Annotated in this window: 26 protein-coding genes; 6 read left to right on the top strand and 20 right to left on the bottom strand. The window is 39.1% G+C overall.

Annotated elements, in window-relative coordinates:
- Nucleotides 1-212: 212 nt before the first annotated feature.
- The 3 genes from DW761_RS21820 to DW761_RS04725 are packed head-to-tail and all read right to left on the bottom strand — an operon-like array spanning nt 213 to nt 2,156.
- The gene (locus DW761_RS21820) at nt 213-497 is read right to left on the bottom strand and encodes a primase-like DNA-binding domain-containing protein (RefSeq protein WP_394336548.1); all 285 of its coding nucleotides are present in this window, start codon (nt 495-497) and stop codon (nt 213-215) included.
- A gap of 14 nt (nt 498-511) precedes the next feature.
- Nucleotides 512-1,561 carry a DNA primase family protein gene (locus tag DW761_RS04730; protein WP_199485590.1) on the bottom strand — a complete coding sequence of 350 codons (1,050 nt, stop codon included), beginning with the start codon at nt 1,559-1,561 and terminating at the stop codon, nt 512-514.
- Entirely contained in the window at nt 1,536-2,156 is a 621-nt protein-coding gene (locus tag DW761_RS04725) for a CHC2 zinc finger domain-containing protein (protein ID WP_117516556.1), read from the bottom strand. The genes DW761_RS04730 and DW761_RS04725 overlap by 26 nt, the downstream gene beginning before the upstream one ends.
- A 230-nt stretch (nt 2,157-2,386) precedes the next feature.
- Here DW761_RS04725 and DW761_RS04720 point away from each other — a divergent pair, with 230 nt between their 5' ends.
- Genes DW761_RS04720 through DW761_RS04710 form a run of 3 tightly spaced genes read left to right on the top strand, consistent with a single transcriptional unit; the run spans nt 2,387 to nt 4,060 of the window.
- Nucleotides 2,387-2,596, top strand: a complete 210-nt coding sequence (locus DW761_RS04720) for a helix-turn-helix domain-containing protein (protein ID WP_117453301.1) — start codon at nt 2,387-2,389, stop codon at nt 2,594-2,596.
- Nucleotides 2,596-3,438: a helix-turn-helix domain-containing protein gene (locus DW761_RS04715; protein WP_117516555.1), complete on the top strand. Its 843-nt coding sequence runs from the start codon at nt 2,596-2,598 to the stop codon at nt 3,436-3,438. Before DW761_RS04720 ends, DW761_RS04715 begins: the two co-directional genes overlap by 1 nt.
- On the top strand, nt 3,422-4,060 hold the full coding sequence (locus tag DW761_RS04710; protein ID WP_117516554.1) for a sigma-70 family RNA polymerase sigma factor: 639 nt from the start codon (nt 3,422-3,424) through the stop codon (nt 4,058-4,060). The genes DW761_RS04715 and DW761_RS04710 overlap by 17 nt, the downstream gene beginning before the upstream one ends.
- A gap of 222 nt (nt 4,061-4,282) precedes the next feature.
- Here the strand turns inward: DW761_RS04710 and DW761_RS04705 are convergent, their stop codons facing one another.
- The 16 genes from DW761_RS04705 to DW761_RS04635 all read right to left on the bottom strand — a co-directional run bounded on the left by DW761_RS04705 (nt 4,283) and on the right by DW761_RS04635 (nt 18,272).
- Nucleotides 4,283-4,807: a GNAT family N-acetyltransferase gene (locus tag DW761_RS04705; protein WP_233513023.1), complete on the bottom strand. Its 525-nt coding sequence runs from the start codon at nt 4,805-4,807 to the stop codon at nt 4,283-4,285.
- Nucleotides 4,794-4,928: a hypothetical protein gene (locus tag DW761_RS21630; RefSeq protein ID WP_255412356.1), complete on the bottom strand. Its 135-nt coding sequence runs from the start codon at nt 4,926-4,928 to the stop codon at nt 4,794-4,796. Before DW761_RS21630 ends, DW761_RS04705 begins: the two co-directional genes overlap by 14 nt.
- 29 nt (nt 4,929-4,957) lie before the next feature.
- Nucleotides 4,958-5,815: a GNAT family N-acetyltransferase gene (locus DW761_RS04700; protein WP_117453305.1), complete on the bottom strand. Its 858-nt coding sequence runs from the start codon at nt 5,813-5,815 to the stop codon at nt 4,958-4,960.
- Nucleotides 5,816-5,838: 23 nt separating this feature from the next.
- Entirely contained in the window at nt 5,839-6,195 is a 357-nt protein-coding gene (locus tag DW761_RS04695) for a nuclear transport factor 2 family protein (RefSeq protein WP_117516553.1), read from the bottom strand.
- Between the two features lie 75 nt (nt 6,196-6,270).
- Nucleotides 6,271-6,726 (bottom strand): XRE family transcriptional regulator, encoded by a 456-nt coding sequence (locus DW761_RS04690; RefSeq protein ID WP_117453307.1) that lies wholly within the window; start codon nt 6,724-6,726, stop codon nt 6,271-6,273.
- 271 nt (nt 6,727-6,997) lie between these two features.
- Nucleotides 6,998-8,584 (bottom strand): 23S rRNA (uracil(1939)-C(5))-methyltransferase RlmD, encoded by a 1,587-nt coding sequence (gene rlmD / locus DW761_RS04685; RefSeq protein ID WP_117516552.1) that lies wholly within the window; start codon nt 8,582-8,584, stop codon nt 6,998-7,000.
- A 56-nt stretch (nt 8,585-8,640) separates the two neighbouring features.
- Nucleotides 8,641-9,477, bottom strand: coding sequence for a YihY/virulence factor BrkB family protein (locus tag DW761_RS04680; protein WP_117453309.1), 837 nt, complete (start codon nt 9,475-9,477; stop codon nt 8,641-8,643).
- A gap of 14 nt (nt 9,478-9,491) precedes the next feature.
- Complete coding sequence (locus DW761_RS04675; RefSeq protein WP_117516551.1) at nt 9,492-9,983, bottom strand: DUF4358 domain-containing protein; 492 nt, start codon at nt 9,981-9,983, stop codon at nt 9,492-9,494.
- A gap of 71 nt (nt 9,984-10,054) precedes the next feature.
- On the bottom strand, nt 10,055-10,444 hold the full coding sequence (locus DW761_RS04670; protein ID WP_117453311.1) for an Inorganic pyrophosphatase: 390 nt from the start codon (nt 10,442-10,444) through the stop codon (nt 10,055-10,057).
- Between the two features lie 12 nt (nt 10,445-10,456).
- On the bottom strand, nt 10,457-11,479 hold the full coding sequence (locus DW761_RS04665; protein WP_117516550.1) for an alpha-hydroxy-acid oxidizing protein: 1,023 nt from the start codon (nt 11,477-11,479) through the stop codon (nt 10,457-10,459).
- 174 nt (nt 11,480-11,653) lie between these two features.
- Complete coding sequence (locus DW761_RS04660; protein ID WP_117516549.1) at nt 11,654-12,070, bottom strand: bacteriocin; 417 nt, start codon at nt 12,068-12,070, stop codon at nt 11,654-11,656.
- A 77-nt stretch (nt 12,071-12,147) separates the two neighbouring features.
- The gene (locus tag DW761_RS04655) at nt 12,148-14,676 is read right to left on the bottom strand and encodes a heavy metal translocating P-type ATPase (RefSeq protein WP_117516548.1); all 2,529 of its coding nucleotides are present in this window, start codon (nt 14,674-14,676) and stop codon (nt 12,148-12,150) included.
- A 32-nt stretch (nt 14,677-14,708) separates the two neighbouring features.
- Nucleotides 14,709-15,323, bottom strand: coding sequence for a class I SAM-dependent methyltransferase (locus DW761_RS04650; protein WP_117516547.1), 615 nt, complete (start codon nt 15,321-15,323; stop codon nt 14,709-14,711).
- Nucleotides 15,324-15,325: 2 nt separating this feature from the next.
- On the bottom strand, nt 15,326-15,682 hold the full coding sequence (locus DW761_RS04645) for an ArsR/SmtB family transcription factor (protein ID WP_117453316.1): 357 nt from the start codon (nt 15,680-15,682) through the stop codon (nt 15,326-15,328).
- A gap of 96 nt (nt 15,683-15,778) precedes the next feature.
- Nucleotides 15,779-16,927 (bottom strand): glycerate kinase, encoded by a 1,149-nt coding sequence (locus DW761_RS04640; RefSeq protein WP_117453317.1) that lies wholly within the window; start codon nt 16,925-16,927, stop codon nt 15,779-15,781.
- 1 nt (nt 16,928) lies between these two features.
- Nucleotides 16,929-18,272, bottom strand: coding sequence for an alanine/glycine:cation symporter family protein (locus tag DW761_RS04635; protein ID WP_117516546.1), 1,344 nt, complete (start codon nt 18,270-18,272; stop codon nt 16,929-16,931).
- Between the two features lie 110 nt (nt 18,273-18,382).
- Between DW761_RS04635 and DW761_RS04630 the strand changes: the two genes are divergently transcribed.
- From DW761_RS04630 to DW761_RS04620, 3 genes are all read left to right on the top strand, one after another.
- Nucleotides 18,383-18,916, top strand: coding sequence for a DJ-1/PfpI family protein (locus DW761_RS04630; protein ID WP_117453319.1), 534 nt, complete (start codon nt 18,383-18,385; stop codon nt 18,914-18,916).
- Nucleotides 18,917-18,997: 81 nt separating this feature from the next.
- Nucleotides 18,998-20,470, top strand: coding sequence for a GGDEF domain-containing protein (locus DW761_RS04625; RefSeq protein WP_158552218.1), 1,473 nt, complete (start codon nt 18,998-19,000; stop codon nt 20,468-20,470).
- Nucleotides 20,471-20,644: 174 nt separating this feature from the next.
- A complete protein-coding gene (locus tag DW761_RS04620) occupies nt 20,645-21,589 on the top strand; it encodes a magnesium transporter CorA family protein (protein ID WP_117453321.1) in 945 nt (314 codons plus the stop codon).
- 37 nt (nt 21,590-21,626) lie between these two features.
- Here DW761_RS04620 and DW761_RS04615 read toward each other — a convergent pair whose 3' ends face one another.
- The gene (locus tag DW761_RS04615; RefSeq protein WP_117453322.1) at nt 21,627-22,256 is read right to left on the bottom strand and encodes a DUF308 domain-containing protein; all 630 of its coding nucleotides are present in this window, start codon (nt 22,254-22,256) and stop codon (nt 21,627-21,629) included.
- Nucleotides 22,257-22,320 lie beyond the last annotated feature (64 nt).

The raw sequence follows: 22,320 nt of genomic DNA, 5'->3' as shown, positions 1-22,320 counted from the left end.
GGGGAGTGCGGTCACTGCGGTGACCTCTGCCGAACATCGGAAAGTTGTCTGCTCATCTTTCCAATGTTCGGCACGGACGGCTGCTGTTTTGCGAAACCGCCCCGTCCGCTGACAGGAAAAAGACTGGCTTTTTCCTGTCATTTGGGTACGTCACGAAGGTTTTATATAGGAGTGATTTCCGGTCGTTCGCTGTGTACGTACGTACCCCAAAATCAATCCCGCCATTCCTCCGGTACGTACGTACACGGCGAAACGTCGTAAAACCCATTTATATTCGGACGGGCTACGGCTTCAATTCCCATGAAGCCCCACACCCTGCGCCCGGCAGAGTTTGTGATTTTGTTGGTGTGTTCCAGATTGTAGCGGCTTAAATTTGCTACCACACTGTCACTGAAACTGCGGGCTTTCAAGGACGGCAGAGAGTTTTCCTCGCACCACATCCGGTAAATTTCATACAACTCCTTGGAGCTGATGGACGCATCCGCTTTTAATCGGATATATCCATCAGACTCTATAAAGTCGAAAATATTGTTGTTGTCACGCTTGACGGACTCTCGGTGAATTTGAAATGGTTTGCAACCAAACGCTGCAATCCTTCAAATGCCCACAGGAAGATGCCCTCCACCTCGGCTTTCATCTTCTGGGCAAGGTCAGGATCATCCACTCTTCCGGCGGGCTTTTCCTTGGTTGTCAACACCAGCTGTCTGCGGTAGAAACCGTCACTTCGGTCATACAATGCCTGCAAATCTCCGTTGGAGAAAGCCAGCAGTCGGGCGAACATCCAGCCCTGATAGCTCTGCTTGCCCTTGCGCTCCAAATCCATCTTGCCTTGGGCTGTGACGATGGATTTCACATAGTTGGTCTGGCGCAGAGCTTCCATCCGCATATCGTCATCCACGCACAAAAGGATGTGTTCCAGATCAGCCCGGGCAAATCGGTTCTCTGAGATTTTACCAATGCTGCCGTCTTTCATGGAGCTGCCCAGCATTTGCCCCAGAACCGCACCGATTTGGGATTTACCCTCGCCGCCGTTGCCCTTAATGACCATCATTCGCTGCCCCTTATTGGAGGGAATCAGGCAGTAGCCGATGAACTCCTGCAAGGTGGGAATGTCCTCAGGGTAAAGCAGACCATCCAGAAAGGACAGCCACAGGGAAGGTTTCGGCGCATCCGGACGATAGGAAACCGGGAGCCTGTTTCGCACAATGTCCGGCTTGCCCTCCGTAAAAGTGCCGTCCAGCAGAAGTGTTCCGTTTGCCAGATGAATCCGGTCCTGCTCCGGCGGGAAGTCCTCCACATGAGCTGCCAATTTCATAATCTCAATGATGTTGCTGATTTTTCGGGGAATGTTGTTCACAGCACAGTATTTCAGTTCCTCAAAGATTTCGCCACGAAGGGGCAGGTCATCCGTGACACGACCATCAGGCGTGAAAAAAGCTCCGTTTGCAAAGATAATCTGATGGGTTCTCAGAAAATCTTCACAAAACAGAGCTTCATTGATACTTTTGCCGTCAAACCACATCGGCACATTCATCTCAAGCAATTTCCTGCTCTGTGACATGGCAGCTCACCTCCTTTTTCTGCTTGTCCAATTTTTCTTGCATTTTTGCAATCGTTCCATCTGTCAAAAGTTCCTTGACTACATCAGTCCTTTCTTCCTGATCGCTCATAAGGAGCAAATCGTTCAGATACTCCACATAAGCCAGCTTGTGACAGGCTTCCACGAATCTCTCATCAGGCTCGTCCTCTGGTGTTTCGGGAGCATATCGCTCTTTCCAATCCTCCAAAAGATGAAGATACCCGGACAGCACATTCATGCAGAAACGGTCATCCTGCTTCAACTGGTTTACACGGGGACGGTACTTTCTGACCTGTGCCACCACGGACGGACAGCTGGTGTCCAGCCCGAAGTCCGCAGCCAGTCTCTGCGCTGCTTCATAAGCGGACAGACCAAGCAGCCTTGCCGTGAAGTCCACCACATCCCCGGTAGCCCCACAGCCGAAACAATAGAAGTAATCCTCGTTCAGCTTCAAGCTGGGGTGTCTGTCATCATGGAACGGGCAGCAAACCATCCCGGAACGGTTGATTTTCAGCCCATAGTAGTCAGCGGCTTGTCTGACCATGACCGCCGCCTTGACTGTTTCAAAAATATTCATTTGCGTAACCTCCTTGATTTTTCTCGATGATTTTTTCATCTGCCTGAATATACGCAGAAAAACGCTTTTAACCGAAAAATCAGGCACTTCCGCAAGCAAAACAAAAAGCCGCCCTGAAAACTTGCAAAAATGCAAGTCCGGGACGGCAGTGTTCACACAAAGTTGGTTGATATTGTTCCGTAAATAGAATATAATTGAAGTTACTACGAATCAGGAGGGACGATACAGAAATGAAATACCTGTCTACATTTGAAGTTGCCGAGAAATGGGGTATCTCTCCCCGGAGAGTTGGTATCCTCTGCAACAATGACCGTATCCCGGGCGCACAGCGGGCAGGAAGCCGCTGGATCATCCCGGAGGACGCTGAAAAACCGACAGATGCCCGCATTAAAAGCGGAAAATATATCAAACAGAAAGCTGACAGAGAGGAGGAAGCATAATGGCAGATACTTATTTACCCGCCGATGTCCGAAAAAGAATCGTTGATGTGATGAGAGAACGCAAAATGACCCAGCGAGAGCTGGCACTGCGTATTGACGTGAACGAAAGCACAATCAGCCGCTTCCTCAGCGGAAAAACTGAGAAGCTGAGCGAAGAAAGCGTTATCCGCATCGCAAGAGTGTTCAATGTCTCCACAGATTTTATCTTGGGTACGACCGTAATCCCGGACAAAAAGAACTACGATATTTCCGAACTGGGGTTATCTGTTGAAGCTGCAAAGAACCTTTATACCGGAAAGGTCAACAACGATGTTGTCAATCGCCTGCTGGAGAATCCCCGCTTTGCCACGGTTACTTATATGATTGCACAATATCTGGATGATACTCTCGCAGGAGGATATGCAGCACAAAATCAGATGTATGCGACTCTCAGCTCTATGCTGTTGGGGATAAACAAAACCAGTGCCGCAGTGCAGGCAGCCAGAACCGCCAACGCCATGAAAGTTCCCACTTATCAGGCAGACCAGACCACGATTCAGAATACCTTTATGACGGTGGTTAAGGAAATCAAAAAGGAAGCAGGCAGCGATTTAGCCGCAGCCAAGGCTATCGGAAAAGAAGCAACCGAAAGGATGTTTACCGAGCTGACCAAGGGACAGGATTCGCCCATTCCGACCATCACGCCGGAAGCCGTTGCGGATGCCGTCACGGGCAGTGTTTCCGGCATGGATTATGTCAATGAGGAAGCATTGCAGAACTTCAACCAGTCATTGGTTGACCTTTTGAAAACCACTCTGCAACAGCCAGAACCACAGGGACAAAGCGATGACACCACAGAATAATGAAGAACTCTGTATTGCGGCGCAGGGCGGCGACAAATGGGCAGAAAACGCCCTTGTAGAGAACAATCTGCGGTTCATCCGAAAGACGGCATACGAGATTTGGAGCGCACAGCGGGAATTGAATGCTGCCCTCGGCATTGAACTGAACGATTTGGTGCAGGAGGGTTCGTTGGGGCTTCTGAGCTGTATAAACAGCTTTCAGCCCGACTATGGGAACAAGTTTCTGACCTATGCTGCCCCGGCAATCCATAATACCATGCTGGACTACATCCGCAGGCAGAATCCCACCTTTGAAGCCAAGAATCTGGACTGTATCATCCACCTGGATGAGGTCAAAAGGGACGAAAACAAGGGACGGCATGAATTTATAGCTGATTCCAGAATACAGAATCCGGAGCAGATTTACATTGCAAAGGAAACCCACGAAGAAATCCATACGGCTCTGCAAATGATTGATGAACGAGAGAAAGCCTACATCTGGTATCGCTTTGGCTTTGAGGACGATGTACTCCATCCCCTGAATGAAACAGCGAAGCACTTCCATCTGTCAGAAAGCAGGGCAAAATCCACGGAGAAGCTGGCTCTGGATAACTTTTGGCTGGAACTGCCGTGGTGGTACTAAAAACGGTCTGATTTTTACAGACGTTCTTCATATTGTAAAGCTGAAACAAAAATAACAGAAGAAAATGGCGAATGGGGAGAAATTGTATTCGCTTTTGAGATGTATGAATAAAGGCAAATAAATTTACCAGTCACAAAAAGAAAAAACCGCTGCCGCATGGTTTTGTTTCCATGTAGCAACGGTTACACCGATAAAATTCATTCACAATACAAAGCTTCACTTTCAAGCCAACTCCATTCTCATCAGGACAATTTCCTGCCAGCCTGTTTTTCGAGAACGAAAGCCCTTGGGATTTCTGCCATATTCACGAAATCCTATGCCTTCGTACAAGGAAATCGCTCTGCGATTTTCACTGACAACATTTAGCTCCAACTGCATATATCCGGCAGCTTTTGCACATTCTACACAGGCAACAGTTAAAGCATAACCGATTCCAATGCCCCAGAATCCTTTTTCAATACTGATTCCAAACTCCGCACGATGTTTGACCTTATCTTTTTTCCCGACAGCTTCAATACCAGCAGTTCCAACAATATGTCCACCGACAACAGCACAAATCTCAATTTCATTTGCGCTGCGTTCCTTCTCCAGCAAAAAATATCGTTCTTCCTCGGTGTCAAACAAATTCTCATCCGGATATGTACATAAAAAGTCTGTCTGTGCATGGGTCAGATTGAAAATCTTATGTATTTCTTCAGCATCTGTTCCAACTGCATTTCGGAGCAAACATTCCTTATTGTTTTTCAAAAAAACCGTTTTTGTGTACTGCACCAGATATATACCTCCACATTTCAGGGAACAAAGTAATAGCTTTTTTACAGGCTTCCATGCCCTTTTTCAAATTTTCAGGCAAAGCAACACCTGGCATCAGCTGTAAGAGAGCTATCTTCAATGTGTTTATAGCTTCTTCTCCATTTCATACTGCTTCACAAACATCCTAAATCCTGATTGTTTTAGAAAGGCATTCAAAGATTCATCTCTTTCATCTATGTTAATCATTTTTACTTTAGGGCTGCTGGTTTGTCCATGCAAACACCACATAATTTCTGTGGCGACACCCTGCCTGCGATATTCATGCTTTACCGCTAACTGAACGATATCCCCGTTCGATTTGTTTATGATTCCATAGCCTATTAGATTTCCAGATACTTCAGCAAGAACATAGGCAAACAAGTCAGCTATGGCACGCACAGAATCAATGGAATTTTGCCAGGATGGAGAACAATTCCAAAAGCTTTTCGCAAGTTCCCACTGTTCAGCCGTAAGTGCTTGCGGATGAATCATTTGCCACTGTTTTCGTTTGCCTAATTTTCTTTCGTTTCTTTCCGCTATATAGCAATTCAAAGTACGTATAACCTGAAAGCCTTGCCTTTTATACAGAGACACTGCGGCGGTATTTTCCTGTATTGCCTCCAACTGATACCGCCCGATCCCCTTATCCTGACATATGGTTTGTACAATATTCAGCATTTCCTTTGTAATCCCTCTTTTTCGGAAAGCGGGAATCACTCCGGTTCCAAGGTCATAGATTGTTTTTACCCCATCCCAGCAGCGCACACCATTTAAGACGAAACCTACCAGCTCTTCCTGCTCAAAAGCACCAACTGATACATCGGGCATATAACCATTTCTTTTGAGGTTCGTCTCAAAGGCTTCATACGGCATATCAACAGTCACCTGATAATCAGAAAACACCTTTGTGAATGTTTGATACAAACAGAATGTATCTGTCTTTTCTAATGTTTGATACTCCATGCTATAGTCACCATTCCCTGCATCTATTCAATAGGCAAATTATGCTGCTTCAAAAAAGACAGCTTATCCCAATATCCTCTCTGAAACAGGATTTTACCATTTACAACATGGAAGAAGCCACATCCCCGCAGTCCCAGAGGATCCTTCCATTCTAAAATCGCCCACTGTCCATCTTCAAAGATATTCTCTACAATGGCAGTCATATCGGCAGTAGAAAATTCTGCTGTAAACATCTCACGAATTGCATCTATCCCAATCACGGGATCATTAGTCACCTGATGGTTGGTTGCATTATCATGGTACAGACTCACGATTGCATCAACATCGTGACCGTTAAAAGCATCTACCCATTTACATACAACTTCTTTTGGTCGTAACATTTGTTTTCCTCCTTCAAATTCATATTCATAACTGGCTTCATTCTATCCGGTTTCGATATAAAAACCGATATTCCGTCATTTGTCATTTCTTCTCAATGTAATAATTGCATGGCATATCAAGCCAAATACAAGAGAAAAACAGCCGCCGCCAAACAGGGATGCTCCCCACCCTGTACCAGACATTGTCATAAAACCGCCAACAAAGAAAATACCAATGCCAAGAAATATACCGACAGCATAAAAAAGTCCAATTGCCATATCGTATTTACTAAATTCTCGTTTTTCCTTTTTTTCATACGTTTCCATTTTCGTTATTACCTCCTTTGCAAAATCGTCCATGTGAACGCCAAAAAGAAAGCAAATTTTTTGTAGCGTATTCAAATCGGGTTCATTAATATCTCTCTCCCAATTCGATAGCGCCTGCCGGGTAACATTCAATTCCCCTGCCAGTTCTTCCTGTGTCATTCCTGCTTGTGTTCGCAGATGACGTATTTGCTTTCCTGTTGTAATATCCGTCTGTTCTTGGTTCAAAATAGTTCCTCCTCTCTGAGGCTGATTTTATCAATGATATTTCGCAAAAGCAAGCAATGAACACTTGCGTTGCGCAAGACGTACATTATCTTTATGAAACATATGCCGATAATGAATAAGCGGTGCTTCTGACTTCTAAACTGAAGCACCGCCATATTCGTTACGGATAAATAATTTTTTCAGTACGAGCATTTTCCATGCCCGCACAGGTGGCTTGCATTATCTCTGGCAATCAATCCAAAGATTTATATTCTGTTATAGTTTGCCCTCCTTAGATCATGCCGAAATGCTTGAGCGCTTCCGTGATTGCCTTTTCCTTTTCAGGAGGGCAGACCGGCTGTTTTGCATCCTCATTTTTAGGAAGATTGTAGTTAGCCCGTTCAATAATACCATTCTTTCTCTTGACTTGAGCGATATAGAGATGGCTGACCTTCAAGCCAGTATGCTCCAGCACATACTCCTTGATTTCCTCATAGGTAGCTTTGCTTTCCGCAGAAGTCAAGTCCAACTCGTCCATCTTAACCTCAACCTCGATATGTTGCTTCGCATTAAGTTTGGACAATAAACATACCGTCTCAACCAAAGGTGTATGTGGGAACATATCATATGGTTGAATATTTTTTACGATATAACGTGATTGCAAAGCTGCTAGATTCTTTCCAAGTGTTGCTGGATTACATGATACATAAACAATATTTTTGATTTTACTTCTTAAAATACATTCCAGCATAGCATCATCCAGACCACTTCTTGGTGGATCAACAACCAAAACATCAATACTTCGTTTCTTAGATATGTAAGTCAGCTTATCCGCAGCATCTGCACACACAAAGGAAACATGCTCACAACCATTTGCTTTTGCGTTTTTATTGGCGTTTACTACAGCATCTTTGATACTTTCAATTCCAATAATTTCTTTTGCTTTATCTTTTAAATACAATGAAATCGCACCAACACCACTATACGCTTCTACAATTAGATCGTTGCCATCTTTGATCTGAGCCGCAATTCCACGATATAACTGCATGGCTTGTTTTGTATTCAATTGGAAAAAGCTTCTTGGAGATAATTCTAACTTTAAGCCATCAAAAGTCAGTGGCAAATAGCGTTCTCCTGCAAGGAATATCATTTGATTGCCAAATACTTCCGGCGTTTTCTTTGTTGTATGAATACTTTGCCATAGACTATACATACCTTTGATTTTCATCAATGCATCAATTGCCTCTTGTGATAACTCATCATCTCCAGTGACGATCGTACATTGATATTTACCATCAAACCCTCTTGCAATCAGATTGCGGATACCGGATTTTTTATGATAATCATAAGCTGGCATTTCATATTCATTTAAAACACGCATGACATCTTTTCTGAAATGCTCCAAGCCTTCATTGTGGACCACACAACGATTGATTCCAAAAAAATAGTTAGAATTTGGCAAGAACATTCCACTGGCAAGTACACCTTCCTCTATGGCACAAGGCATTTTAAATTGATTACGATATTCAAAAACATCTTCACTAGGTATTACTTTCTGAATCAAGCGAGGATTTACCTGCGCATATTTAATTAAAGACTGTTTTAATAATTCATACTTATATTCCAATTGTTTTGGATATTTTACATCCATTAATGGACATCCGCCACAGCGGTCCTGTACAAAGCATTTTGGCTTCACACGATCTTTGCTTTTCTTTAAGATACGATTGACTTTACCTTTTGCATAGCGTTTATTCTTTTCGATTACCTGTATATCAACTTCTTCATCAATCAGGGCACCTGGTACAAATACCGGCAACCGGTCAATATAACCGATTCCCTCCCCATTGATTCCAATTTTCTTTATTGTTACTTTCATAGCTTCAACCTCTAACTTTCCTATTTATCATACCATAATACCTGTTCAATAAGATACTATTTCTTTTTCTTAATGACTCTTTTTTCAACCATTTCTGTGATTCTTGTACATAAAGCAAAGAATTTATCATATTTCAAAGGCAGGCGATACTCTTTGCCATAATCCTCTTCAAATACAATGTTCAGACAATAGCCAAAGTATATGATACAGGAAATTAGATAAATCGCAAGCAATAATGTCACAAGACTTGCGAGTGGCCCATATACGTCCTGATAACTTGTAAAATGATTAATGATTGTGATAAACAAGGAAGCCAGACATAAGATCATCAATGTTGTAAATATTGCCCCTAGTATGCCAAAAGACCAGTTTCTTTTACGAAAGCTCAATGCCCGATACATCATTGTAAATAGTAGCAGCATCAATCCAGATGATACCAGTGGAAGATATTCCTTTAAAAATGTACCTACAGTTACACATCCTACCAGCATAGCCAGAAATAATATAAATAAAATAATTGATTTAATACGTATTGCCCATTTGGGTACATCTACTTCTTCATGGGATGCACTGATTAACAAGAATGAAAATACAATTCTGCTGGCAAGGTAAAAAGATACACATAATGTGATGATAAAACTGACCAGATTATATTGCCGTTCCAAAAAGAACTGTATAATCGTTGTGATAGTTTCTTCACTGGATGCATAAGGCTGAAAGCTCATTATAAAATTAATAATGATATCGATGGGCAATAAGTTATATTTAAATAACATGACAATGATAATCAGAGAGGGTGCCAGTGCCAATAAAAAAGAAAAGGATAAAGAATATTTAAATAAGCTTCCTTCAAAGGAAGTAAATTCTTTATATAAATCCATAAACCGTTGCATAATAACACCCTTTTCTATTTCATGTTCTGAATATAGTTTACCACTTTTTGTGCATCACTACCAACAATTACATAATAATATTCACCAATTCTCCCTTCTTTTACCTCAGATAATATAGCATCTGCTTCCAAAATTAAATTTATCCACTTTGATTTTAGTTGTGCGACATGTTTTTCCACAGCCTGTTTCATCATAGAATCTTCTTTTTCTTCCACATGAAAAAAAGCAATTTCTCCCATTTGCGCAGGAATTAAGGAGCTGTGTACTTCACATTCTTTGATATTGATCATATCCATCTCATAAAGTTTGGATACTTCATTTAAGCTTATCGCTTCTTTATTTAATACAGGAAACTGCCAATCTCCATTGATACTTTTCTGATTGATCTTATCTGATAATTTAGACAGCTGCATGGTTCCATCTTCAAATTTTCCCACACCATGACTACAGCCGCATAAACAAAAAAAGCATAGAAACAGCAGGATATATTTCTTTATCTTCATCATCTTGCCTCCATGCTTTACTATATGAATTTCACAGTGTATCTATTACATATAAAAAGCGTAATTTCTTACGCCTAATCGTTTGATGCCCATTCAGGTACTTCATCCCCACGTCTAACAAGAATTGCTTTCTGGAATTCTGTCTGATTTAGGAATTCTAATATTTCATATGTTTCTTCTTCGTTACATCCAACTAATAATTTGATTTCACAATCTTTTTTCAAGATATCCGCACTGACTGCCACAGCCTGTACCAGATTATTTTTTTCTGAACCTTTGAATACATCAATTGGAGATTGTCCATTGGATGCGGTATCACTTAGATATCCATAGTCCACAGGGTACTTCAAATTAGAGTATTTATAATGAGAACTGTTCTTTGGCTGATCAACCACCAGTTTCCCTGCTAAATACAATGTGTCCAGCTTCTGCCAGAAAAATGCGTTATTTTCAAATGCCTTCATAAATATCCTCCTTTACCATTTTACTGTAATATGTTCTTTATTAATTTCTTCTATGCGTTTACATCCAGCCATCGCCATGGCTTCTTTTAGTTCAAGCTGTATCTTATCTAAATAGATTTTGACGCCCTGCGCACCATCGCCAATGACTGCGTGAGAAATGCTTCGCCCAATCAGCACACCATCCGCTCCAAGCGCCAATGCTTTAAAAACATCATTTCCACTTCGGATACCGCCATCCACAAACACTTTCATACGTCCATCAACAGCTTTTACAATATCCTCTAATACTTCAATACCACTTAAACAGTTATCCAGAACACGTCCGCCATGATTGCTGACAATGATACCGTCAACACCGGCTTCCAGTGCTTTCATTGCACCTTTCACACTCATAATACCCTTTAAAATGAACGGAACATGACTCATCTGTTTTAATTCTTTTAAATCTTCAACGGTTTTAAATCCTACCGGAGTTACACTTTTTCTAAGGTTGGTTAGTCCGCTGGCATCAATATCACTGGCAATAGCCAGTGCATTCACCTCAGCCGCAAGATCCATACGCCATTTCATGTGTTCTTTTGCCCAAGGTTTAATTGTAGGAACACCATATCCCTGCTGTTTCTTTAATATTTCCAAAGGTCCCTTGAACATATCATCATACATACCATCACCTGTAAAAGCAATTGTACCAGCATCAATACATCCTTTTACCAGTTCTTCTGTATATACCAGATCATCCATATCCGCACCATAATTTTGTCTGATGCCAGAGATAGGTGCTGCATACACCGGCATAGATACCTGATGCCCAAAGAAATCTGCATGGGTATCTACTTCTTCATTACTTGTGATCGTATCCATTGTGATAAACACTTTTGATAACATTTCTACATTACGGACAAATGCGCTGCCACTGCCTTTTCCACCAGGTCCAGGTGTTTCACCCCGACAGGCCAGTCCATTACATGTTGGACAACAACGACAGATATTACACTTTTCGCGCGCATGGGCGTAAACTTCATCCCAGGTTTTCATATATGCACCACTTTCTAAACAACTTTTTTATATATACGCTTTTATATTATACTGTTTATGAAAAAAATTATCAACACTTTTAATTTATTTTCATATTTTTTCATTGAAACAACTACCAAAACAACGTTAAAAGCAGGGGAACATTGTAAAAATGTTTCCCTACTTATTGTTATCTTATGAAGATTTTGGCAAATTGTTTACCCAATCCCAGAAATATTCCGGATGATTTTCTTGATAGCCTAATAAATCATCCTTTACCTCGCCTTTTTCAATATAGAAAACATGCGGTGTCAAATCAGCATCTTCAAATCGTTCCCTTAAACGATCTTTATCTTTTTGTGTAGCTTCTTCACTGCTTTCATCTAATTGCACCGTATATAATACTACATCTTGTTTTTTTAAAGTATCCTCCAGCATTTCTTTTAACGCTTTACAATGTATACAGGATTCTTTTGAAATCAGCAATAGGAATGTATCTTTATGATCCATTTTTTCAAACACATGATCTATACTGGCATATTCTATTTTTCCTTTGCCTGTACACCCGCACATCATCAGGATACACAGCAATTCAAGAAATATTTTTTTCACACAATCACCATGATAATGAAACAGTTACATTCTGTTACATCAATCCTTTCCGTGATATTATAACGGGTTTCTTCATATTATTCAACCTTTAATGCACGCATGGAATTTAAAACCGCCAACAGCGTCACACCAACATCTGCAAATACACCCATCCACATATTGCTTAATCCAAAAATCGTTAGAATCAGGATACCAATTTTAATTACCAAAGAGAAAACAATATTCTGCCACAGGATACCCATTGTTTTTCTTGCGATACGCATAGCAACACTTAATGCAGCAGGATCATCCTTCATCAATACAACATCCGCAGCTTCAATAGCGGCATCACTTCCAATGCCTCCCATGGCAACACCAATATCTGCACGGGCCAATACAGGAGCATCATTAATGCCATCTCCAACAAATGCTAATTTTTTACCATCGGCTTCTTTTTCCAACAGCATTTCAACTTTTTCTACTTTATCAGCTGGCAATAACTGCATGTGTACTTCATCTAAAGCAAGCGTTTTTGCGACAGCTTCGCCTACCTCCTGACGATCTCCACTTAACATGACACATTTTTTTACACCACTCGCTTTTAATGCCTGGATAGCGGCTTTGCTTGTTTCTTTAATTTCATCGCTGATGAGTACATAACCTGCATATTGATGATCATATGCTATATAGATAATTGTACCAATTGCTTTTACCTGTTCATATGCAATATGATTCGCATCCATTAGTTTATGATTTCCCGCAAGTAGTTCTTTTCCTTCATATAATACACGTACACCATTACCGGCAACTTCTTCATAATCACTTAATTTATCTGAATCAATATCTTTGGCATACGCTTTACGAATAGAAGAAGCGATTGGATGATTAGAATAATATTCTGCATATGCTGCATATTCCATTAATTGCTTCGTTTCCATGCCACATGGAACACATTCACTTACTCCAAATACCCCTTTTGTAAGGGTTCCAGTTTTATCAAATACAACGGTATCCACATCTTTTAATGCTTCTAAATAGTTTCCACCTTTGATCAAAACACCTTTTTTACTCGCAGCACCAATACCCGCAAACATTCCCAATGGTACAGAAATTACAAGGGCACAAGGACATGAAACAACTAAGAACGTCAATGCACGATATAGCCATTGATTAAAATCTGCGCCCTCCACAAATATTACAGGTAGAAGCACAACAAGTATCGCAAGTCCAACAACCGTTGGTGTATATACTTTCGCAAATTTTGTGATAAATTTTTCCATAGGTGCTTTTTTACTGCTTGCATTTTCTACCAGTTCTAATATTCTTGATACTGTGGATTCTCCATATTCTTTTGTGACACGTATAGTGATCACACCATTTAAATTCACAACACCAGCCAAAACTTCATCTTCAGACACCACTTCTCTTGGCATGGATTCTCCAGTTAATGCGGAGGTATCTAATGAACTAGAGCCATTTATGATCACACCATCTAATGGCAGTCTTTCTCCTGGTTTTACCAATATGATATCATCAACTTTTATATCTTGTGGATCTACTCTTTTTTCCACACCATTTACCAACAGATTGGCATAATCTGCACGAATATTCATCAAAGAAGAAATAGATTTTCTTGAACGATTAACAGCGTAAGATTGAAACATTTCACCGATTTCATAGAAAATCATAACCGCAACAGCTTCTTCATTTGCGCCTACACAAAATGCCCCTATTGTCGCAACACTCATTAAAAAGTTTTCATCAAAGACTTCTCCACGCATAATGTTGCGTAATGCTGTGTATACAACTTTTCCACCCGCAATGATATAACTTGCGAAAAACAACCAGAAAGACCAGTCTTGTTTCTCAAAGATAATTGCGATGATAAACAAGATGATACCCAAATATAGTCGATAATTGTCTTTGAAAGAAAACATAGATGCTTTCTTTTCTTCCTGTTTATCAAAACTGACTACTACACCATCTTCTAATGTAGGCACCACTTTTTGAATTTTTTCAAATGTATCCATTTTTTTTGATGGATCTTCAACTTCCACAAATAATACCCCAGTGGAAAAATTCAGACTGGCATCATGAACATTATCCATTTTCTGTACATATGCTTCCACCTTTGCAGCACAACTTGCGCAATCTAATCCATTGATATACAGCTTGTCTGCACCTGCAATCACACGTTCCTCATGTGCAGCATGTTCATGTCCACAGCTACAGCCTTCCTCATGATGATGCTCGTGAGTATGTTCATGTCCACAGTCACAGCCTTCTTCATGATGATGCTCATGGGTATGCTCGTGTCCACAGCCACAGCCTTCTTCATGGTGATGCTCGTGAGTATGCTCGTGTCCACAGCTACATTCTTCTTCATGGAGATGTACATGATGTTCCTTTTTACCTTTGGTAATATCTTTCACAACAACATCTGGTTCTAAATCATGGATACAATGAATGATTTCCTCCATCATACCTCCTTCATGTTCTATGAACATTTTCTTAGACACGAAATCTACGCTTACCTCATGTACTCCCTTTAATTTACCAACTTTTTTCTCAATCTTCATCGCACAATTTGCGCAATCAAGATTTTCCAATAAATAAACCTTTTCCATATACTTTTCCTCCATATCCATTCAAGTATATTTTAGATCCCACCAAGATCATTTCTTTCCATATAGATACTCACCATTGTTTTGTGGCGGTGTTCTATCTTTTTTATCACTTTAAAACCATTGGCATGTATTGCCTGTATTACAGTTTCTTTTTTATATAACCTAAAGCCATGCGATGAAAATGGCATAACGCTTAGAAAGGATTGATCATAGAAGGACAAGATTGCCTTTCCTTCTTTCTTTAAACAGCGATGAAGCTCTTTTAATCCCGCATCCAAACTTTCCCAAAAGTTAATCGTGTTAATGGAATATATTACATCAAAGAATTGCTCCTCATATGGCAAATGTTCCATTATGCCTTTTTTTATAAACATTGTATGATTGAGCGCTTTTTGATTTTTGCTTATTACCTGCTTGATCATACGCTCACTTATTTCCAAGCCATATACGATATGTCCCTTATCCATCACATGCTTCATGACATATCCATTGCCAAAGCCAACATCAAGTATCTTTTGTTTATCCTCTTTGATCAGCTTTATGACATCCTTATACATTTGATAGTTCACAAGATTCATCATTTTCGCAGCACAGCTTCCACCAAATCCTTCAGGTTTTGCGAACTGTTGAGCAATTGTTTTCCACATATTTATTCCATGATATGTGCAAGACCAGCATCAAATATCAATTGGATATGTTCATCATCCAGTGAATAATAAATATTCTTTCCACTTCTTCGATATTTTATGATTCGATTCTGACGCAGCACACTTAATTGGTGTGATACCGCTGATTGTGTCATGTCTAATAATGTGGAAATATCACATACACACATTTCTTCTTTGAATAATAGACTTAATATTTTTAAACGGGTTGGATCTGCGTACATTTTAAACAACACTGATAAATCATTGAATTCCTCCTGTGTTAGCATTTCATCTTTGACGCGATTGACCACATCTTCATGTACATGTGGTTCACTACATACTGGTATTTTTTTATCCATATCGTTGTCCTCACTTTAACATATGAACATCTGTTCATATGTATTATAATTCAAGAAACCAAATTTGTAAATAGAAAACAAAAAAAGTATCTGCTTTTACACAGATACCTGATGATTAGAAAAATATAAGATGGTTTTCATAATCGAATATGTTGCGGCTGTTAGTTTTTCCGGCGCATTTTCTAGTGCCTGTTGAAATGTCATGGCACGATCACTGATACTGTAAATTCCCACAAAACCTAAATCAAATAACTCCATATATCCAATCCCCAATGCACCACTTATACAAATAGTAGGTTTTTGATAACGGTTTGCGATATTTAATATTCCTACTGGTACTTTTCCAAACATTGTTTGTTTATCACTTTGTCCTTCTCCTGTAATCACAAGATCACAATCTTTTACCATTTCCTCCATATCACTATAAGATGTCAATAATTCAATACCCGGTATCATCTTTGCGCCTAAAATACCAATTAAAACAGCGCCGATACCACCTGCAGCTCCACCGCCTTCAAATTCATTGATATCAATTTGTGTATATCGTTTGATTTGATTACGGAAGTTTTCCATACCAGCATCTACTTTTTTTAACTGATTTGGGAAAAAGCCTTTTTGTTTACCAAACACAAAGGTAGCACCTTCTTCTCCCAACAAATGGTTTTTCACATCGCATGCGGCAATTAATTCTATCCCTTGTAAATAATTCATACGGTGAAAATCAATATAACGTACCTTATCCAGGTTGATTGCCTGTGGGGACAGATATTTATGTTCACTATCATAAAAACGACATCCCAGACTTTGTAGAAGTCCCATGCCTCCATCATTTGTAGCACTGCCGCCTAATCCTATAATAATTTTTTTACAGCCTTTTTCCACAGCATCTAATATGACTGTTCCTACGCCAAAGCTGCTGCCAAAAAATGGCATACGTTTTTCTCTTTCATGCATATTTAATCCTATAATATTTGCGACCTCTATGACTGCGGTATTTCCATTTTCAATAACTGTATATTCCGTCTGAATTTTTCTACCATATGCATCGCTTGCGCCAACCTTTTGTTTTACACCCTGGCATGTCTGATGAAATGCTTCTACGGTTCCTTCTCCGCCATCTGCGATGACATAGGATATCGTTTCAACATCTCCTTTTACCATATGAATTCCTTCTTCGATATGATCTGCGACTTCTCGTGAACTCATACAGCCTTTATATGAGTCACAGGCTATTACTACCTTCATTCTAATCACTCCTAATTTCTTTTAGATACTCTTTCGTTAATTTTACCACAGTTTCTGTTAAAAATAAAAGAGAAATCAGATTTGGTATTGCCATACACCCATTCAGGGTATCCGCAATCTCCCATACATTCGATAACTGCATACAGCATCCCTGTACCAAAAGAATTAAAAATATCCCATTATATACGTGTATAACCCACTTAGAGGTAAATAAATAGCGAATACATTCACTGGCATAATAATACCATCCTAGAATGGAGGGTATCGCAAATGCGATGATAGAAAACGCAAAGATGATGCCACCGGCTTTTCCAAAGCCTTGTTCAAAACAGGCAATTGTTAAAGCTGCCCCATCCATTCCATCACTCAACAACCCACTACTTAACACGACAAGGGCTGTTAATACACAAACGACCATAGTATCAAAAAATACTTCAAAAATTCCCCAAAAACCCTGTTCCACGGCATTAGCATCATCAACACTGGCATGTGAAATTGGTGAACTTCCCATACCTGCCTCATTACTGAATACACCTCGTGATATTCCATAATGAATGGCACGACTTGTTAGAAAACCTCCAATGCCGCCACTCACACTTGATAGATCAAATGCATCTTTTAAAACGATTTCAAATACATGTCCCAATTGGTCCGCATGTAAAATAATGAGATAGATACATGCGCCTAGATATAAGACACTGACAAAAGGCACAATGATTTCATTAAATTTCATAATGCCTTTGGATTTTCCTATTAAAATCATGCCAATGCCCAAAGCCAGTATTATGCCAATTATCAAAGGTGGTACATGAATATAGGTCTGAATCGTTGCGGCAATGGTATTGGCAGGTGTTACATTACCGATACCAAAGGATGCGAAGATACATAATAACGCAAAGATTACTCCCAACACTTTACAATGCATCCCATTTTCCAATGTTGTCATAGGGCCGCCAAGATAACCTTCATCGCTATGATTACGATAATGTATCGCCAATACGACTTCCCCATATTTACTCATCATACCAAAAAAAGCACTTACACACATCCAAAGAATTGCCCCTGGACCACCCAGTGTGATTGCGGTCGTTACGCCAATGACACTGCCAACACCAAGTGTACCGGCAAGTGCTGTCGATACCGCCTGAAAAGGTGTGATTCCTTTCTTTTCATCCTTATGAAATAAAGAACCTATCGTCTTTTTCATAATCAAAATTCCATGACGAAGAGGTAAAAAACCTGTCCGTATAAAAAGCCAGAAACCACAAAACAATAATAAGAAAATCATATATTTTCCCCAAACAAGATGATTCAATGCGGTATTTAATCGCATAAGTTTATCCATTTCTCCACACTCCCTGCATGCTACTATTCTATTCATCATATATATAAAATAATGAGTGATAAAAAGAAAAGTGATATAATATCGTTGTATGAAACAAGGAGGAGCATATTATGAAGGTATTATGTGTATTAACAGATGGTTTTGAAGAATTAGAGGCAGTTGGTACGATTGCTTTATTAAGACGTGCAGGTATTACTATTGATGTTTATGCGTTAGATGCAAAACAGGCAACCGGCCGTTTCCAGATCAACATGGGTGAAATCAAAGATATTGTAGAAGCGAATGTTGAAGATTATGGCATGTTGTTTTTACCAGGAGGGCCTCATTATCAGAAGTTAGAAGCTGATGCACGAGTGATGGCTATAATTGATCATTTCGCAAGTCAAAATAAATTCATTGCGGCAATTTGCGCTGCACCTACCATTTTAGGTCGTCATGGTCTATTAAAAGGAAAACGCTATACCTGCTTTACCAGTATGAATGAAGACTTTGGCGGTACGTATGTGGATGAATATACAGTTACTGATCACAATATCATCACAGGAAGAAGTGCTGCGGCAGTCATTGATTTCGCATTTGCGATCATTGAAAAAATTAATGGTCCGCAGGCTGCGCAAAAGGTAAAAGAATCTATTTATTATTAAAATTTCTTCTGGTTGACAAAATTCGACAAATTATTTTGTATTCACTGGCTATACTTTGTACATACAGGGAGTGTTATGCATATGGAAATCAAAGAACTTCACGTCTGTATCAAACGTATTATAGATGTATCTTTGGATATCGAAAAAGAAAAGCAAAAAGCATCTTCTGATTTAAAAACAGCACTGGAGCATGAGGATGTTATACAACAGGCATATGCGTATCAACGTTTATTCGCCTGTAGTATTATCAAAAAAGATACTGTAGATGCAAGATACTACAAAGCATATGCCACGCAATACGCCATTCATCTTGACGAGCCTGCCCTATTGCTGATCAATCATCAATTGTGCGGGCTTTTCTATTTGGATGAAGAAGAAGCACTGGAGTATGATTGTAAAGCGCTCATGATAGCGAAAAAGCTGCAGGATGTGGAAAGTGAAGCACGTATTTTATATGATATAGCAACCATATTTGATAAGCGAAAAGATTGTAAAGCCAAAGATTTTTATGAACGCTCTATGCAGTTGATGGATAAAAACGAACGAATTTATCCCTTGTTAATGGCACATCTTTTTACACTTTATACCAAAAGTGATCCCCTTTTTGCGATACAGTTTTATGATGAACATTGCAGTTTTCCACAATTCTCATCTTTTATTCATGCGTATTTGGATATCCTTTATTTATATGCTTGTAGAAATAAGCTTCCCTTTATGCAGTTAGAATCATTTCTGAAGAAGCCGATGTGTGATGCTTCCACATATTGGATGTTAGAAGAACTATATCAGGTTGCTTTGCAAATCAAAGATCAAAAACATGCCAAACAGATTTTGATGCTGTTATGTGAAAATGGCGAACATGATCAAATCCAGCAGCTGTTAAAGATTCAGGATTATGTCATATCTTATTCTGAAACATTTCCCTGTGCCTATGATCAAAGCATGTTGTATCAGGATTACGTACACCTTTCAAGAAAGCTCATGATAAAAAAAGATGCACAGATTTCCCATCGATATGAAGAAAAACTTCAATACTATGAACTACTGGCACAAAATCAGATATTGAAACAACAGGCAAGCTATGATGAAGTCACTAAACTGCGCAACCGTCAGCGGTTTCAGATTGATATCGAAGAAATGATGCAGCTTGAAAGTATACAATCCATTGGTATTGCCATGTGCGATATTGATAATTTCAAAGAATATAATGATACCTATGGACATTTGTTTGGCGATCAAATCATACGGAAAATGGCGGATATTTTACAATCCTTCGCAGATGATAATATTACAATCTATCGCTTTGGTGGAGATGAATTTTTATGTATGTTCGTCAATAAAAGCAAAGATGATATCAGCTGTTATCTTACAGAAATATTTATCGCATTAGAAAAGCTGCCGCAAAAGCTTCATATTTCTGCTGGTTATACGTGTTTAAGTATAGAATGTATACAATCCTTAAAAGAAATGATTCATCATGCGGATACCGCTTTATATCAGGCAAAAAACTGTGGAAAAAATCAATTTATGGAATATGTGGAACAGGAAGCATGAATTTGCTTCCTTTCTTGTAAATTTATCTTTATTTTTAAATCTTTCTCATGATATAATAAATGAGCGAAAAAAGGATGGTGAAGTTTATGTCTCCAGAGCCGGAAAGTCCATATCATCAATGTAATAGAGAAAATACAGGAGGCATAAATGTACTCCTGTTATAAGGAGGGCACCATGTTAGAATACTACAAAACATTTGAGAATGGCACAAGAAAAATCGACCAGCCGGAAACAGGATGCTGGATCAGCGCAATTTCTCCTACACAGGAAGAAATCGAATTTTTAACAAATCAGATTGGTGTATTGCCAGAGTTTATCAAAGCGAGTCTGGATGAGGAAGAAAGCTCTCATATTGACCATGATGAAGATGAAGGACAAACACTTGTCATTGTCGACTACCCTAGTGCAGAAGATGATGAAAATATGGATGAGAATACATTACTTTATACGACCCTGCCACTTGGTGTTGTCATCATGAAGGGATATATTGTTACAATTTGCCTTCACGAAAACTTCAATATTGAAGATATGGCAAGTGGAAGAATTAAAGGTATGCATACAGATATGAAAACACGCTTTTTATTCTTATTGCTGTTACGTATCTCACAGCGTTTCCTGATGTATCTGAAACAGATTGATCGTGTATCCTCACGAACAGAAATGCGTTTACATCAATCTATGAAAAATAAAGAGTTGATTCAGATGTTAGGATTAGAGAAGTCATTGGTATATTTCTCCACATCCTTAAAGACAGATGAAGTTACTTTAAACAAGATCATGCGTGGCAAACAAATCAAGTTATATGAAGATGATCAGGATATTTTAGAAGATGTTATGATTGAAATTCATCAGGCAATTGAAATGTGTAACATTTATAGTAATATCCTATCTGGAACAATGGATGCTTATGCATCTGTTATTAGTAACAATTTAAATATTGTTATGAAGGTATTGACAGTTATCACCATTGTAATGTCTATTCCAAATATTATCTTCAGTTTCTATGGTATGAATGTTAGTGGACTTCCTATCCCTGAATGGTGGTTTCCTACACTAGTGGCTGTCATTGCCTGTATCATCGCAACTATTATATTCAAACGAAAAGATATGTTCCATTAAAAAAATGTATGCGCGACTATCACGCATACATTTTCTTTTACTCTTCTTCTGTTGGAACGATAACATCCATTTCTTCGATCTTATCATGCTTTTTTTCTTCCCCAAAATCCAGCATGCTTTCTCCTCTTGTACCATATTTACGAACGATGCGTTTATAATACAAGATCGTATAGAAGTTGGCGATAGCATCCAGAATCAATAAGAAACTAAACAGATTGTGCAGGGTATTTTCATCAAAAGGCACAAGGATAATCACCATGCCAATGATTAAAGGCACAATGGCGGCACCAATATTGATTTTCCACTGACTTTCCTGCAGACGAAATAAATTCATGGAGTATTGTAAACGAAGAGTGGAATCTAATACAACAAGTCCACTTAATACAAGTGGATAATTGTCCACAATGACTTCTGGCTTAAAGGTGACAATCAATCCTGCCATACAGTATAAAATACCTGTCGCAAAGCTGAATTCATTTGGTTTTAAGTATTCTTTCTTAAAGAAATATACTAGAATCTGAAACAGGCCAATTAATATAATGACGATTCCAGCAATTTTAAAGAAATTTAGAAATTCAACCTTCTCAATTGTATAAGATAGTATGCCAAAGATGATGTAGAATACTGACAAAACCAGCAGTTTCCAGTTTTCTATTTTTATATTCATATGTAAGTCCTCCTGTTTATCTTTTTTTATCATATCATATTTTGTGCCATTTTTCTGTGTTTAT

The sequence above is a fragment of the Absiella sp. AM29-15 genome, from assembly GCF_003434225.1.
GTDB classification, from domain to species: Bacteria; Bacillota_I; Bacilli_A; order Erysipelotrichales; family Erysipelotrichaceae; genus Hoskinsella; species Hoskinsella hominis.
Note: the sequence above shows the minus strand (reverse complement) of the source record. Positions and strands in the feature narration are given on the sequence as shown.

Excerpts from the sequence above, each read along its gene's own strand:
- DW761_RS04730 (WP_199485590.1), bottom strand. The coding sequence starts at position 1,561 with ATGTCACAGAGCAGGAAATTGCTTGAGATGAATGTGCCGATGTGGTTT.
- DW761_RS04725 (WP_117516556.1), bottom strand. The coding sequence starts at position 2,156 with ATGAATATTTTTGAAACAGTCAAGGCGGCGGTCATGGTCAGACAAGCC.
- DW761_RS04720 (WP_117453301.1), top strand. The coding sequence starts at position 2,387 with ATGAAATACCTGTCTACATTTGAAGTTGCCGAGAAATGGGGTATCTCT.
- DW761_RS04715 (WP_117516555.1), top strand. The coding sequence starts at position 2,596 with ATGGCAGATACTTATTTACCCGCCGATGTCCGAAAAAGAATCGTTGAT.
- DW761_RS04710 (WP_117516554.1), top strand. The coding sequence starts at position 3,422 with ATGACACCACAGAATAATGAAGAACTCTGTATTGCGGCGCAGGGCGGC.
- DW761_RS21630 (WP_255412356.1), bottom strand. The coding sequence starts at position 4,928 with ATGCCAGGTGTTGCTTTGCCTGAAAATTTGAAAAAGGGCATGGAAGCC.
- DW761_RS04700 (WP_117453305.1), bottom strand. The coding sequence starts at position 5,815 with ATGGAGTATCAAACATTAGAAAAGACAGATACATTCTGTTTGTATCAA.
- DW761_RS04695 (WP_117516553.1), bottom strand. The coding sequence starts at position 6,195 with ATGTTACGACCAAAAGAAGTTGTATGTAAATGGGTAGATGCTTTTAAC.
- rlmD (WP_117516552.1), bottom strand. The coding sequence starts at position 8,584 with ATGAAAGTAACAATAAAGAAAATTGGAATCAATGGGGAGGGAATCGGT.
- DW761_RS04680 (WP_117453309.1), bottom strand. The coding sequence starts at position 9,477 with ATGCAACGGTTTATGGATTTATATAAAGAATTTACTTCCTTTGAAGGA.
- DW761_RS04675 (WP_117516551.1), bottom strand. The coding sequence starts at position 9,983 with ATGATGAAGATAAAGAAATATATCCTGCTGTTTCTATGCTTTTTTTGT.
- DW761_RS04670 (WP_117453311.1), bottom strand. The coding sequence starts at position 10,444 with ATGAAGGCATTTGAAAATAACGCATTTTTCTGGCAGAAGCTGGACACA.
- DW761_RS04665 (WP_117516550.1), bottom strand. The coding sequence starts at position 11,479 with ATGAAAACCTGGGATGAAGTTTACGCCCATGCGCGCGAAAAGTGTAAT.
- DW761_RS04655 (WP_117516548.1), bottom strand. The coding sequence starts at position 14,676 with ATGGAAAAGGTTTATTTATTGGAAAATCTTGATTGCGCAAATTGTGCG.
- DW761_RS04650 (WP_117516547.1), bottom strand. The coding sequence starts at position 15,323 with ATGTGGAAAACAATTGCTCAACAGTTCGCAAAACCTGAAGGATTTGGT.
- DW761_RS04645 (WP_117453316.1), bottom strand. The coding sequence starts at position 15,682 with ATGGATAAAAAAATACCAGTATGTAGTGAACCACATGTACATGAAGAT.
- DW761_RS04640 (WP_117453317.1), bottom strand. The coding sequence starts at position 16,927 with ATGAAGGTAGTAATAGCCTGTGACTCATATAAAGGCTGTATGAGTTCA.
- DW761_RS04635 (WP_117516546.1), bottom strand. The coding sequence starts at position 18,272 with ATGGATAAACTTATGCGATTAAATACCGCATTGAATCATCTTGTTTGG.
- DW761_RS04630 (WP_117453319.1), top strand. The coding sequence starts at position 18,383 with ATGAAGGTATTATGTGTATTAACAGATGGTTTTGAAGAATTAGAGGCA.
- DW761_RS04625 (WP_158552218.1), top strand. The coding sequence starts at position 18,998 with ATGGAAATCAAAGAACTTCACGTCTGTATCAAACGTATTATAGATGTA.
- DW761_RS04620 (WP_117453321.1), top strand. The coding sequence starts at position 20,645 with ATGTTAGAATACTACAAAACATTTGAGAATGGCACAAGAAAAATCGAC.
- DW761_RS04615 (WP_117453322.1), bottom strand. The coding sequence starts at position 22,256 with ATGAATATAAAAATAGAAAACTGGAAACTGCTGGTTTTGTCAGTATTC.